General features: G+C 67.6%; 11 protein-coding genes. 9 read left to right on the top strand and 2 right to left on the bottom strand.

Going from position 1 to position 12,203, the window contains the following annotated elements; genetic code table 11:
* Window positions 1–93: 93 nt before the first annotated feature.
* The gene (locus NGF19_RS03460) at window positions 94–1,068 is read left to right on the top strand and encodes a carbohydrate kinase family protein (protein ID WP_252422052.1); all 975 of its coding nucleotides are present in this window, start codon (window positions 94–96) and stop codon (window positions 1,066–1,068) included.
* A gap of 53 nt (window positions 1,069–1,121) precedes the next feature.
* On the opposite strand, the gene NGF19_RS03455 is transcribed toward NGF19_RS03460, so the two are convergent.
* A complete protein-coding gene (locus NGF19_RS03455) occupies window positions 1,122–2,507 on the bottom strand; it encodes a cysteine desulfurase/sulfurtransferase TusA family protein (protein WP_252422050.1) in 1,386 nt (461 codons plus the stop codon).
* A 268-nt stretch (window positions 2,508–2,775) separates the two neighbouring features.
* On the opposite strand from NGF19_RS03455, the gene ctaC reads away from it, so the two are divergent.
* The 4 genes from ctaC (at window position 2,776) to NGF19_RS03435 (ending at window position 7,310) form a co-directional block, all read left to right on the top strand.
* Window positions 2,776–3,735: an aa3-type cytochrome oxidase subunit II gene (gene ctaC / locus NGF19_RS03450; RefSeq protein WP_252422049.1), complete on the top strand. Its 960-nt coding sequence runs from the start codon at window positions 2,776–2,778 to the stop codon at window positions 3,733–3,735.
* Window positions 3,732–5,477 carry an aa3-type cytochrome oxidase subunit I gene (gene ctaD / locus NGF19_RS03445; protein ID WP_252422048.1) on the top strand — a complete coding sequence of 582 codons (1,746 nt, stop codon included), beginning with the start codon at window positions 3,732–3,734 and terminating at the stop codon, window positions 5,475–5,477. Before ctaC ends, ctaD begins: the two co-directional genes overlap by 4 nt.
* Window positions 5,474–5,872 carry a cytochrome c oxidase subunit 4 gene (locus tag NGF19_RS03440; protein WP_252422047.1) on the top strand — a complete coding sequence of 133 codons (399 nt, stop codon included), beginning with the start codon at window positions 5,474–5,476 and terminating at the stop codon, window positions 5,870–5,872. The genes ctaD and NGF19_RS03440 overlap by 4 nt, the downstream gene beginning before the upstream one ends.
* Before the next feature lie 130 nt (window positions 5,873–6,002).
* A complete protein-coding gene (locus tag NGF19_RS03435) occupies window positions 6,003–7,310 on the top strand; it encodes a L,D-transpeptidase (protein ID WP_252422046.1) in 1,308 nt (435 codons plus the stop codon).
* Window positions 7,311–7,354: 44 nt separating this feature from the next.
* Here the strand turns inward: NGF19_RS03435 and NGF19_RS03430 are convergent, their stop codons facing one another.
* Window positions 7,355–7,756 carry a response regulator gene (locus NGF19_RS03430; protein WP_252422045.1) on the bottom strand — a complete coding sequence of 134 codons (402 nt, stop codon included), beginning with the start codon at window positions 7,754–7,756 and terminating at the stop codon, window positions 7,355–7,357.
* Between the two features lie 179 nt (window positions 7,757–7,935).
* On the opposite strand from NGF19_RS03430, the gene ctaE reads away from it, so the two are divergent.
* The 4 genes from ctaE to qcrB all read left to right on the top strand — a co-directional run bounded on the left by ctaE (window position 7,936) and on the right by qcrB (window position 12,162).
* Entirely contained in the window at window positions 7,936–8,556 is a 621-nt protein-coding gene (ctaE, locus tag NGF19_RS03425; RefSeq protein WP_252422044.1) for an aa3-type cytochrome oxidase subunit III, read from the top strand.
* A 110-nt stretch (window positions 8,557–8,666) separates the two neighbouring features.
* Complete coding sequence (qcrC, locus tag NGF19_RS03420; protein WP_252422043.1) at window positions 8,667–9,479, top strand: cytochrome bc1 complex diheme cytochrome c subunit; 813 nt, start codon at window positions 8,667–8,669, stop codon at window positions 9,477–9,479.
* Window positions 9,476–10,528: a cytochrome bc1 complex Rieske iron-sulfur subunit gene (qcrA, locus tag NGF19_RS03415; protein ID WP_252422042.1), complete on the top strand. Its 1,053-nt coding sequence runs from the start codon at window positions 9,476–9,478 to the stop codon at window positions 10,526–10,528. The genes qcrC and qcrA overlap by 4 nt, the downstream gene beginning before the upstream one ends.
* On the top strand, window positions 10,525–12,162 hold the full coding sequence (gene qcrB, locus NGF19_RS03410) for a cytochrome bc1 complex cytochrome b subunit (RefSeq protein WP_252422041.1): 1,638 nt from the start codon (window positions 10,525–10,527) through the stop codon (window positions 12,160–12,162). The genes qcrA and qcrB overlap by 4 nt, the downstream gene beginning before the upstream one ends.
* The last annotated feature ends 41 nt before the right edge of the window (window positions 12,163–12,203 follow it).

Genomic DNA, 12,203 nt, shown 5'->3' with positions numbered 1-12,203 from the left:
ACTATTGGGTAGTTTCGCCTGCTCGGGTGGGTCGGTCCGAGCGGGTAGCGTGAACTGTCCTTCTCTCTTCCTCACTGGGAGCGTGTCCTCGCCGTGCGTATCGCAGTCACCGGCTCCATCGCCACCGACCACCTCATGACCTTCCCCGGCCGCTTCGCCGACCAGCTCGTCGCGGACCAGTTGCACACGGTCTCGCTCTCCTTCCTGGTCGACCGCCTCGACGTACGCCGCGGCGGGGTGGGCGCGAACATCGCGTTCGGCATGGGACAGCTCGGCACGCACCCGATCCTGGTCGGCGCGGCCGGTGCGGACTTCGACGAGTACCGGGCGTGGCTGGACCGCAACGGCGTGGACACCGAGTCCGTCCGTATCTCGGAGACCCTGCACACGGCCCGGTTCGTCTGCACCACCGACGCCGACCACAACCAGATCGGCTCCTTCTACACGGGTGCGATGAGCGAGGCCCGGCTGATCGAGCTGAAGACGGTCGCCGACCGGGTGGGCGGCCTCGACCTCGTCCTGATCGGCGCGGACGACCCCGAGGCGATGCTGCGGCACACGGAGGAGTGCCACTCCCGCTCCATCCCGTTCGCCGCCGACTTCTCCCAGCAGATCGCGCGCATGAACGGCGAGGAGATCCGCATCCTGCTGGACGGCGCGACGTTCCTGTTCTCCAACGAGTACGAGAAGGGCCTCATCGAGGCCAAGACCGGCTGGTCGGACGCCGAGATCCTGTCCAAGGTGGGCCACCGGGTGACGACGCTCGGCTCGCGCGGCGTGCGCATCGAGCGCCTCGGTGAGGACACGATCGAGGTCGGCGTGCCCGAGGAAACGGCGAAGGTCGACCCCACGGGCGTGGGCGACGCCTTCCGGGCCGGCTTCCTGTCGGGCCTGGCCTGGGGCGTCTCGCTGGAGCGCGCGGCACAGGTCGGCTGCATGCTCGCGACGCTGGTCATCGAGACGCTGGGCACGCAGGAGTACCAGTTGCGCCGTATCCACTTCATGGACCGTTTCACCAAGGCGTACGGCGACGAGGCCACGGCGGAGATCAAGGAACACCTGGTCTGACGCGCCGGGCGGCACGAGGTCCTGAGGGGTCCATACCCCTCAGGACAGCCGTCTCAGGTCAGCCGCCGCACCACATAGGCCGCGCCCCGGTTCGCCGGTTCCTCCCCGACGTACTCCTGTTCCCGCATCTGGCACCACGCGGGGATGTCCCACCGCGCCGCCTCGTCGTCGGACAGGACCCGCACCGTGGCGCCGACCGGGACGTCCCCGATGACCTTCGCCAGCTCGATCACCGGCAGCGGGCAGAGCTTGCCGAGGGCGTCCACGACGAGAGCGTCCTGCTCCCCGTGCGCGGCCGGACGTACGGCCGAGGGCGCGCCCAGCTTCTCCCGCACCCCCGCCACCGCGCCCGGCAGCACCGAAAGGAATCGGTCGACTTCCTCCGCCGGGGTGCCGGGCGGCAGCGACACCCGTACGTTGCCCTCGCTCAGCACGCCCATCGCCGTCAGCACATGGCTCGGTGTCAGCGTGCTGCTCGTACAGGACGATCCGGACGACACCGAGAAGCCCGCGCGGTCCAGCTCATGGAGCAGACTCTCGCCGTCCACATAGAGACAGGAGAAGGTGACGATCCCCGGCAGGCGCCGCACGGGGTCGCCCACCACCTCCACATCCGGGACCAGCTCCGGCACCCGCGCCCGGATCCGCTCCGTCAGCTCCCGCAGCCGTACCGCCTCCTCGGCCGCCTCCGCGCGCACCGCCCGCAGCGAGGCCGCCGCCGCCACGATCGCCGGGATGTTCTCGAACCCCGCGGCCCGTCCCGACTCCCGCTCGTCCGCCGGGCCTTGGGGTGCGAACCGTACTCCCTTACGTACTACGAGAAGTCCGACACCTGGCGGTCCGCCCCATTTGTGCGCACTGGCGGTCAGTGCCGACCAGTCGCCCTCCACCGGACCCCAGCCCAGCGACTGCGCCGCGTCCACCAGCAACGGCACCCCGGCCGCCCGGCACACGGCGGCCACCTCGGCCACCGGCTGCACCGTGCCCACCTCGTGGTTGGCCGACTGAAGACAGGCGAGCGCGGTGTCCGGGCGCAGCGCCTCCTCGTACGCCCCGGCATCGACCGCGCCCGCGCGGGAGACCGGCACCCGGGTCACCGTCCCGCCGCCCGCCTCGCACGCCTGTGCCGCGTGCAGAACAGAGGAGTGTTCGACCGAGGACACGATCAGGTGGCGTCCGGTGCGGCGGCGGCCCGCCAGCAGCCCCGCGATCCCGGAGTGCACCGCGCGGGTGCCGGACGCGGTGAACACCAGCTCGTCCGGGCGGCAGCCCACCGCCTCGGCGCTCGCCTCGCGCGCCGCGTCGAGCAGCAGCCGGGCCCGGCGCCCCTCGCGGTACAGCCGGGCGGGATCGGCCCACCCCTCGTCGAGCGAGGCCGCGAGGGCCTGGCGGGCGACGGGGTGCAGCGGAGCGGCGGAAGCCGCGTCGAAGTAGGACACACCGCAACGCTAACTCCTGGGCACACGCGGCCTGCTGAGGGAGGCGGTGACCTGCCCGGCGGGGTCCCGCGGCCGGTGCTTCCAGGGCCCGGTCGCTCCTTCGGGGTGTCCGGCGGCGCGTTGGGTACCCTCCCCGCGCGACCCCAAATGGCGTCCAGTAGGGTTTGGTCCGCATAAACATCCAAACCCCTGCCCGACGCAGGGCGGCAGCCGACCTGCGAGAAGGCCGCAGCCAACCGCGCGGGCGAGACTCTCGGGAAGGCGCTACGTGAGTCCCAACGGCTCCGACCGCTCGCCGCGGCGCCCGATGCGGCGGAAGCTGCTGCAGGCGCTGACTGCGGGCCTGGTCCTGGCGACCGCCACCGGTTGCACTTATAAGGACTTCCCCCGGCTTGGCATGCCGACCCCGACCACGGAAGAGGCTCCGAGGATCCTCTCCCTGTGGCAGGGGTCCTGGGCGGCCGCGCTCGCCATCGGCTGCCTGGTGTGGGGCCTGATCCTGTGGAGCGTGTTCTTCCACCGGCGCAGCCGCACCAAGATCGAGGTTCCCGCGCAGACCCGGTACAACATGCCCATCGAGGCGCTGTACACCGTGGTCCCGCTCATCATCGTCTCCGTGCTCTTCTACTTCACCGCGCGTGATGAGTCGAAGCTCATGGACCTCTCCAAGAAGCCCGACGTCACCGTCAACGTCGTCGGCTATCAGTGGAGCTGGGGCTTCAACTACATCACCCCCATGGACGGGGTGACGGGCGACGCCAAGACCGATCCGAACCTCAACGCGATTCCGGACCGGTACAAGAAGGAGTTCCCGGCGAACGCCGGGGGCGTCTACGACTTCGGCACGCCCGCCACGCGGAACCCCCAGACCGGCAACCCCGGCCCGACCCTCTGGCTGCCCAAGGGCAAGACGGTCCGCTTCGTCCTCACTTCGCGTGACGTCATCCACTCCTTCTGGGTGGTGCCGTTCCTGATGAAGCAGGACGTCATCCCGGGCCACACCAACGCCTTCCAGGCGACGCCCAACAAGGAAGGCACCTTCCTCGGCAAGTGCGCCGAACTCTGCGGCGTCGACCACGCCCGCATGCTGTTCAACGTGAAGGTCGTCTCGCCCGAGCGTTACGAGCAGCACCTCAAGGACCTTGCCAAGAAGGGCCAGACCGGTTACATCCCCGCTGGTATCGCGCAGACGAGCCACGAGAAGAACCGGAAGGCGAACACACTGTGAGCATCCTCAACGAACCCCAGGGTGCCGCGGCAGCAGAAGACTCGTACGAGAACGAGCTGCCGGTCCGGCACAGGCAACCCGGCAATGTCGTCGTCAAGTGGCTGACCACCACGGACCACAAGACGATCGGCACGCTGTATCTGATCACGTCCTTCGCGATGTTCATCATCGGCGGCATCATGGCGCTGCTGATGCGCGCCGAGCTGGCCCGTCCGGGCCTGCAGGTCCTGTCGAAGGAACAGTTCAACCAGGCGTTCACCATGCATGGCACGGTCATGCTGCTGATGTTCGCCACGCCGCTGTTCGCCGGCTTCGCGAACTGGATCATGCCGCTGCAGATCGGCGCGCCCGACGTGGCGTTCCCGCGGCTGAACATGTTCGCCTACTGGCTCTACCTGTTCGGCTCGCTCATCGCCCTCGGTGGCTTCCTCACCCCGGACGGCGCGGCTGACTTCGGTTGGTTCGCCTACAGCCCGCTGACGGACGCGGTCCGTTCGCCGGGCATCGGCTCCGACCTGTGGATCATGGGTCTGGCCTTCTCCGGCTTCGGCACGATCCTCGGTGCGGTCAACTTCATCACCACGATCATCTGCATGCGTGCGCCGGGCATGACCATGTTCCGCCTGCCGATCTTCGTGTGGAACGTGCTGCTGACGGCCCTGCTCGTCCTGCTGGTCTTCCCGGTCCTCGCCGCCGCGCTGTTCGCCCTGGAGGCGGACCGCAAGTTCGGTGCGCACATCTTCGACGCGGCCAACGGCGGCGCGTTGCTGTGGCAACACCTCTTCTGGTTCTTCGGCCATCCAGAGGTGTACATCATCGCCCTGCCGTTCTTCGGGATCATCTCCGAGATCATCCCGGTCTTCAGCCGCAAGCCGATGTTCGGTTACTTCGGCCTGGTCGGCGCGACGATCGCCATCGCCGGTCTCTCGGTGACGGTGTGGGCGCACCACATGTACGCCACCGGTGGGGTACTGCTCCCGTTCTTCTCCTTCATGACGTTCCTCATCGCCGTTCCGACCGGCGTGAAGTTCTTCAACTGGATCGGAACGATGTGGAAGGGCTCGCTGTCCTTCGAGACCCCGATGCTGTGGACCCTCGGCTTCCTGATCACCTTCACCTTCGGTGGTCTGACCGGTGTCATCCTGGCCTCGCCGCCGCTCGACTTCCACATCACGGACTCGTACTTCGTGGTGGCGCACTTCCACTACGTGATCTTCGGTACGGTCGTCTTCGCGATGTTCGCCGGATTCCACTTCTGGTGGCCGAAGTTCACGGGCAAGATGCTCGACGAGCGCCTCGGCAAGATCACGTTCTGGACGCTGTTCTTCGGCTTCCACGGCACCTTCCTTGTCCAGCACTGGCTGGGCGCCGAGGGTATGCCGCGTCGTTACGTGGACTACCTCGCGGCCGACGGCTTCACCGCCCTGAACATGGTCTCGACGATCAGCTCGTTCCTGCTCGGCCTGTCGATGCTGCCCTTCTTCTACAACGTGTGGAAGACGGCCAAGTACGGCAAGAAGGTCGAGGTCGACGACCCGTGGGGCTACGGCCGTTCGCTCGAGTGGGCGACGTCCTGCCCGCCGCCGCGGCACAACTTCCTCACGCTGCCGCGGATCCGTTCCGAATCGCCCGCCTTCGACCTGCACTACCCGGAGATCGCCGCGCTCGAGCAGCTCGAGACGGTCGGTGCCGGTGCCGGTAGCAGCAAGGGCATCACCGGTGGAAAGGAGGCCGGCAAGTGAAGATCCAAGGCAAGATGTTCATCTGGCTGTCCGTCTTCATCCTGGCCATGGCGATCGTCTACGCCGTGTGGTCGAAGGAACCGGCCGGCTCCACCGCGCTCTTCCTGGCCTTCGGCCTGAGCATCATGGTCGGCTACTACCTGACCTTCACGGCCAGGCGAGTCGACACGGGCGCCCAGGACAACAAGGAAGCCGATGTCGCGGACGACGCCGGCGAGCTGGGCTTCTTCAGCCCGCACAGCTGGCAGCCGCTCGCCCTCGCTGTCGGTGGCGCGCTCGCCTTCCTCGGTGTCGCGGTCGGCTGGTGGCTCATGTACTTCTCGGCTCCGATCATCCTCGTGGGTCTGTGGGGCTGGGTCTTCGAGTACTACCGCGGTGAGAACCGCACCCAGTAACACGCGCTGAGCGCACGAGAGCCCGGACACTCCGCAAGGAGCGTCCGGGCTCCCTCATTCGGTCCTCGCCTCTTCCCTCGGACGGCTCACTCGGCATGCCGCGGCGGGGGGCCCTCCCTAGCGTGAGGGCATGAGCCACTCAGTGTTCTTCCGGCGCGCAGCAGCCTCCGACCCGCGACTGCCGGCGCGGGCCCCGCGGCACCGTAAAGCCGTCGGGTGCGCTCTGTTGGCGATCGCCCTGGGCGCGGGCCCCGTCGCCTGCGGGGCGGGCGACCCGCTCTCGGAGAAGCCGTACGACGCCTCCGACGACATCGACTTCAACGTGCCCGTGGGGGACGGCAAGAAGGCCGACCCCGACAAGCCCCTGGAGGTCTCCCTCGCGGGCTCGGACGGGCGCATCACGGACGTGACGACCACCGACGCCCGAGGACGCCACGTGGCGGGTGAACTCACCGCGGACGGCAGCCGCTGGCACAGCACGTCCCCCCTGGCCGCAGGCACCCGCTACACGGTGCAGGTGAGCACGGAGGACGACGACGGCGCCCCCGGCCGCAAGGTCTACGACGTCCGCACCAGCACACCCGAGACCAAGAAGCGGCTGAACGTCACCTTCGGCCCCAAGGCCGGTACCTACGGCGTCGGCCAGCCCGTCACCGCCGAACTCAGCGAGCCCGTCAAGGACAAGGCGTCCCGGGCCGTCGTGGAGCGTGCCCTCAAGGTGGACTCGCAGCCCGCGGCGCAGGGCTCCTGGTACTGGGTCGACGACAAGACGCTCCACTACCGCCCCAAGGAGTACTGGCCCGCCCACGCCACCATCACGGTCCACAGCAACCTCGCGGACGTGAAGATCTCCGACCACCTCTGGGGCGCCGACACCAAGCCCCTGAAGATCACCACCGGCGACCGCGTCGTGGCCGTCACGGACGCCGCCACCCATCTGCTGACGGTCTACAAGGACGACAAGCCGATCCGGCAGATCCCCGTCACCACGGGCAGACCGGGCTACGCCACCCGCAACGGCGTCAAGGTCATATTGAGCAAGGAGCCCACCGTACGGATGCGGGGAACCAGCATCGGCATCGCCGAGGGCTCCTCGGACTCCTACGACCTCCTGGTCCACTGGGCGGCCCAGGTCACCTACAGCGGTGAGTACGTGCACGCCGCGCCCTGGTCCGTCGGCTCCCAGGGGTACGCCAACGTCAGCCACGGCTGCACCGGGATGAGCAACGGCAACGCCCAGTGGTTCTACGACACCGTGCGGGTCGGCGACGTCGTCAAGGTCATCAACTCCGGGGGCGAGGACATGGCCCCGTTCGGCAACGGCTACGGCGACTGGAACCTCGACTGGACGAAGTGGCGCAAGGGCAGCGCCCTGGTCGGCTCGCCCGACGGCGCGAGCCCCCAGGACCGCGCACGACTGCGCCCCGAGGCCGCCTGAGGCTCCTGGGAGGCCCGGCCTCCCAGGAGCCCCGGGGGCAGCCCTCAGGCGCTCACCAGGGCCTTGCGCCGCAGCAGCGTGGCCAGGGCCGAGGCGAACTCGACCGGCTCGACCGGCAGCGCCACAGCGGCGTCCGCCCGGCTCCACGTCGCCAGCCAGGCGTCCTGCGGCCGGGCGATCAGCAGCAGCACGGGCGGGCACTCGAAGATCTCGTCCTTGATCTCCCGGCAGACGCCCATCCCGCCCATCGGCACGGCCTCGCCGTCCAGGACGCACACGTCGATGCCGCCCCGGTGCAGCTCTCTGAGGACGGCGCCCGGTGTCGCGCACTCCACGAACTCGACCTCGGGAAGGTCCGCGGCGGGCCTGCGCCCGGTCGCGAGCCGCACCTGTTCTCGGGTGGTGGAGTCGTCGCTGTAGACCAGCACCGTGGCGGTCGGCTGCATGTTCCCTCCGGGACGTCTGCGTCGTACGGAACGGATCGTTGCGCCGGATCGTACTCCCTCGCGTACCGCGTCAACAGCGGGCCGGAACACCGCTTTGATGCGCCATCCGGGCAGTACACACGGTACGGCGGCCCCGAACAGCACCCCCCGGCGTGAGGGCGGGATAAGCGACCGACATAATGTCGGTCGTGGCGACAGCAACGACAGTAGAAACCGGGCACGCGCACCCGTCGGTCAATCGACCGAACCTCACCAGCGTCGGAACCATCATCTGGCTGAGTTCCGAGCTGATGTTCTTCGCGGCCCTCTTCGCGATGTACTTCACCCTGCGATCGGTGACCGGGCCCGAGCACTGGAAGGAGATGGCGAGTGCTCTCAACTTCCCGTTCTCGGCGACGAACACCACCATCCTGGTGCTTTCCTCACTGACCTGTCAGCTCGGCGTCTTCGCCGCCGAGCGCGGGGACGTGAAGAAGCTCCGGGGCTGGTTCATCCTCACCTTCATCATGGGTGCGATCTTCATCGGTGGCCAGGTCTTCGAGTACACCGAGCTGGTCAAGAAGGACGGCCTCTCGCTGTCCTCGGACCCGTACGGCTCGGTGTTCTATCTGACCACCGGATTCCACGGACTGCATGTGACCGGCGGTCTCATCGCCTTCCTGTTGGTCCTCGGACGCACCTACGCGGCGAAGAGGTTCACTCATGAGCAGGCGACCGCCGCCATCGTCGTGTCCTACTACTGGCACTTCGTCGATGTCGTTTGGATCGGCCTCTTCGCCACGATCTACATGATCAAGTAATCGGTCGGCGAAGGCGAACGGTCACCCGATCGGGGGGAGCCGATCGCTCGCGACGACACGATCCATTTCCAGAAGCATCGACGCAGAAGATCCTGACACCGGGGTAATCCGTGAAAAAGCTCTCCGCACGACGACGCCATCCGCTGGCGGCTGTCGTCGTCCTACTCCTCGCGCTGGCGGCCACCGGGGGGCTGTACGCCGCGTTCGCGCCCGCGAGCAAGGCACAGGCCGATGAGACCGCGCAGTCCCTCGCCATCGAAGAGGGCAAGAAGCTCTACCAGGTGGGTTGCGCAAGCTGCCACGGCACCGGCGGTCAGGGCAGCTCCGACGGCCCGAGCCTGGTGGGCGTAGGCGCCGCGGCCGTGGACTTCCAGGTGGGCACCGGCCGTATGCCGGCCGCCACTTCCCAGGGCGCCCAGGTCCCGCGGAAGAAGACCATCTACACGCAGGCCGAGATCGACCAGCTCGCGGCCTTCGTCGCCTCCCTCGGCGCCGGTCCGGCCGTGCCGACGACGAACGAGTACAGCCCCGAGGGTGCTGACCTCGGTCGGGGTGGCGAGCTCTTCCGCCAGAACTGCGCGCAGTGCCACAACTTCACCGGCAAGGGTGGCGCGCTGACGCACGGCAAGTTCGCGCCGACCCTTGAGGGTGTCTCTCCGAAGCATCTCTACGAGGCCATGCAGACCGGCCCGCAGAACATGCCGTCCTTCCCCGACACCACGCTGTCGTCGGAGAACAAGAAGGACATCATCGCGTACCTCGACGCGGTCAACAGCGATGAGACCAAGAACCCGGGCGGTCTGGAGCTGGGCGGTCTCGGCCCGGTCTCCGAGGGCCTGTTCGCCTGGATCTTCGGACTCGGTGCGCTGATCGCGGTCGCCGTCTGGGTCGCCGCTCGGACCGCAAAGGCCAAGAAGTCATGAGTAGCCAAGACATTCCCGAAGAGAACCTGCCCGCTGAGCAGGAGTCCGCGGCCGGTGAGGTCGCGGACGAGAGGAACCCGTTCGCCGATCCGGGTCTCCCGCCCCACGAGCCCCGGATCCAGGACATCGACGAGCGGGCCGCCAAGCGCTCCGAGCGCACGGTAGCCCTGCTGTTCACGCTGTCGATGCTGGCCGCCGTCGGCTTCATCGCCTCGTACCTCGCGATCCCGGTCGACAAGTCGATCTACGTCTTCCCGCTCGGTCACGTCAGCGCGCTCAACTTCGCGCTGGGCCTGACGCTGGGCGTGGCGCTGTTCGCGATCGGCGCGGGCGCGGTCCACTGGGCCCGCACCCTGATGTCCGACGTGGAGGTCGCCGACGAGCGTCACCCGATCGAGGCCTCGCCCGAGGTCAAGGCGAAGGTCATGGCCGACTTCCGCCAGGGTGCCAAGGAATCCGCGATCGGCCGCCGCAAGCTCATCCGCACCACGATGTTCGGTGCGCTGACCGTGGTGCCGCTCTCCAGCCTCTTCCTGCTGGGCGGCCTCGGCCCGAAGCCCGGGACGAAGCTGCGCCACACCGCCTGGCGCAACGGCAAGCTCCTCGTCAACATGAACACGAACCAGCCGATGCGTCCTTCGGACGTCGCGGTCGGCTCGCTCACCTTCGCCAAGCCCGAGGGCCTGGAGGAGCACGACGAGGAATTCCAGAACGAGATCGCCAAGGCGGCCCTGATGCTCGTCCGGCTGGAGCCGGTCGACATCAAGGACAAGAAGGAACTCGAGTGGTCCCACGAGGGCATCGTGGCCTACTCGAAGATCTGCACCCACGTCGGTTGCCCGATCTCCCTCTACGAGCAGCAGACGCACCACGTCCTCTGCCCGTGTCACCAGTCCACCTTCGACCTCTCCGACGGTGCCCGGGTCATCTTCGGCCCGGCCGGGCACGCCCTGCCGCAGCTGCGCATCGGCGTCAACGCGGATGGTTACCTCGAAGCGCTCGGCGACTTCGAAGAGCCCGTCGGTCCTGCATTCTGGGAGCGCGGATGAGCACTAACCCGAGCAACGAGTCCGGCGCGCGCCGAGAGCCGCCGGCCGGCGAGCGTGTAGCGGACTGGGCCGACGGTCGCCTGGGGATCTACTCCCTGGCCAAGGCCAACATGCGCAAGATCTTCCCCGACCACTGGTCGTTCATGTTGGGCGAAGTGTGCATGTACAGCTTCATCATCATCATCCTCACGGGTGTGTATCTGACGCTGTTCTTCCACCCGTCGATGAACGAGGTGGTCTACGACGGCAGTTACGTGCCGTTGCAGGGTCAGTTGATGAGCGAGGCCTTCAACTCGACCATGCACATCAGCTTCGAGGTCCGCGGTGGTCTGCTGATCCGGCAGATCCACCACTGGGCCGCGCTGATCTTCCTCGCCGGCATGTTCGTGCACATGATGCGCGTGTTCTTCACGGGCGCGTTCCGCAAGCCGCGTGAGGTCAACTGGCTGTTCGGCTTCCTGCTGTTCGTCCTCGGCATGTTCACCGGCTTCACCGGTTACTCGCTCCCGGACGACCTGCTCTCCGGCACCGGTGTCCGCTTCATGGAGGGCGCGATCCTGTCCGTGCCGATCGTCGGTACGTACATCTCGATGTTCCTCTACGGCGGCGAGTTCCCGGGGCACGACTTCGTGGCCCGCTTCTACTCGATCCACATCCTGCTGCTGCCCGGCATCATGCTCGGCCTGATGGTCGCGCACCTGATCCTGGTCTTCTACCACAAGCACACGCAGTTCGCGGGTCCCGGCAAGACGAACAACAACGTCGTCGGCATGCCGCTGCTGCCGGTGTACATGGCCAAGGCCGGAGGCTTCTTCTTCCTGGTCTTCGGTGTCATCGCGGCCATCGCGGCGATCGCCTCGATCAACCCGATCTGGGGCATCGGCCCCTACCGCGCGGACCAGGTGTCCACGGGCGCCCAGCCCGACTGGTACATGGGCTTCGCCGAGGGTCTGATCCGTGTGATGCCGGGCTGGGAGATCAACCTGTGGGGTCACACGCTCGTCCTGGGTGTGTTCATCCCGCTGGTGATCTTCCCGCTGGTCCTCGCCGCGATCGCGGTCTACCCGTTCATCGAGTCGTGGGTCACCGGCGACAAGCGCGAGCACCACATCCTGGACCGTCCGCGCAACGCCCCGACGCGTACCGCGTTCGGTGTCGCCTGGCTCACCGCCTACCTGGTGATGCTGGTCGGCGGTGGCAACGACCTGTGGGCCACGCACTTCCACCTGTCGATCAACGCGATCACCTGGTTCGTCCGTATCACGTTCTTCGTCGGACCGGTCCTCGCGTTCATCATCACCAAGCGGATCTGCCTCGGCCTCCAGCGCCGCGACCGCGACAAGGTGCTGCACGGCCGCGAGTCGGGCATCATCAAGCGGCTGCCGCACGGTGAGTTCATCGAGGTGCACGAGCCGCTCAGCCAGGAGCAGCTCCACACGCTCACCGCGCACGAGCAGTACCAGCCGGCCGAGATCGGCCCGCTCGTCGACGAGAACGGCGTCGAGCGGAAGCTCAAGGGTTCGCAGAAGCTCCGCGCCAAGCTGAGCACCGCGTACTTCGGGGAAGAGAACCAGATCCCCAAGCCCACGGCTGAGGAGTACAAGGAGATCACGAGCGGCCACGGCCACCACTGATCGCGGCACGCCACGCCACGAAGGACCCCGTCTGCACTGCG

Source organism: Streptomyces macrolidinus (assembly GCF_023887685.1).
GTDB classification, from domain to species: domain Bacteria; phylum Actinomycetota; class Actinomycetes; order Streptomycetales; family Streptomycetaceae; genus Streptomyces; species Streptomyces macrolidinus.
Note: the sequence above shows the minus strand (reverse complement) of the source record. Positions and strands in the feature narration are given on the sequence as shown.

What these genes read in the sequence shown, in the direction of transcription:
- NGF19_RS03435 (WP_252422046.1), top strand. Translation starts at nt 6,003, where the DNA reads ATGAGCCACTCAGTGTTCTTCCGGCGCGCAGCAGCCTCCGACCCGCGA.
- NGF19_RS03430 (WP_252422045.1), bottom strand. Translation starts at nt 7,756, where the DNA reads ATGCAGCCGACCGCCACGGTGCTGGTCTACAGCGACGACTCCACCACC.
- ctaE (WP_252422044.1), top strand. Translation starts at nt 7,936, where the DNA reads ATGTCGGTCGTGGCGACAGCAACGACAGTAGAAACCGGGCACGCGCAC.
- qcrA (WP_252422042.1), top strand. Translation starts at nt 9,476, where the DNA reads ATGAGTAGCCAAGACATTCCCGAAGAGAACCTGCCCGCTGAGCAGGAG.
- qcrB (WP_252422041.1), top strand. Translation starts at nt 10,525, where the DNA reads ATGAGCACTAACCCGAGCAACGAGTCCGGCGCGCGCCGAGAGCCGCCG.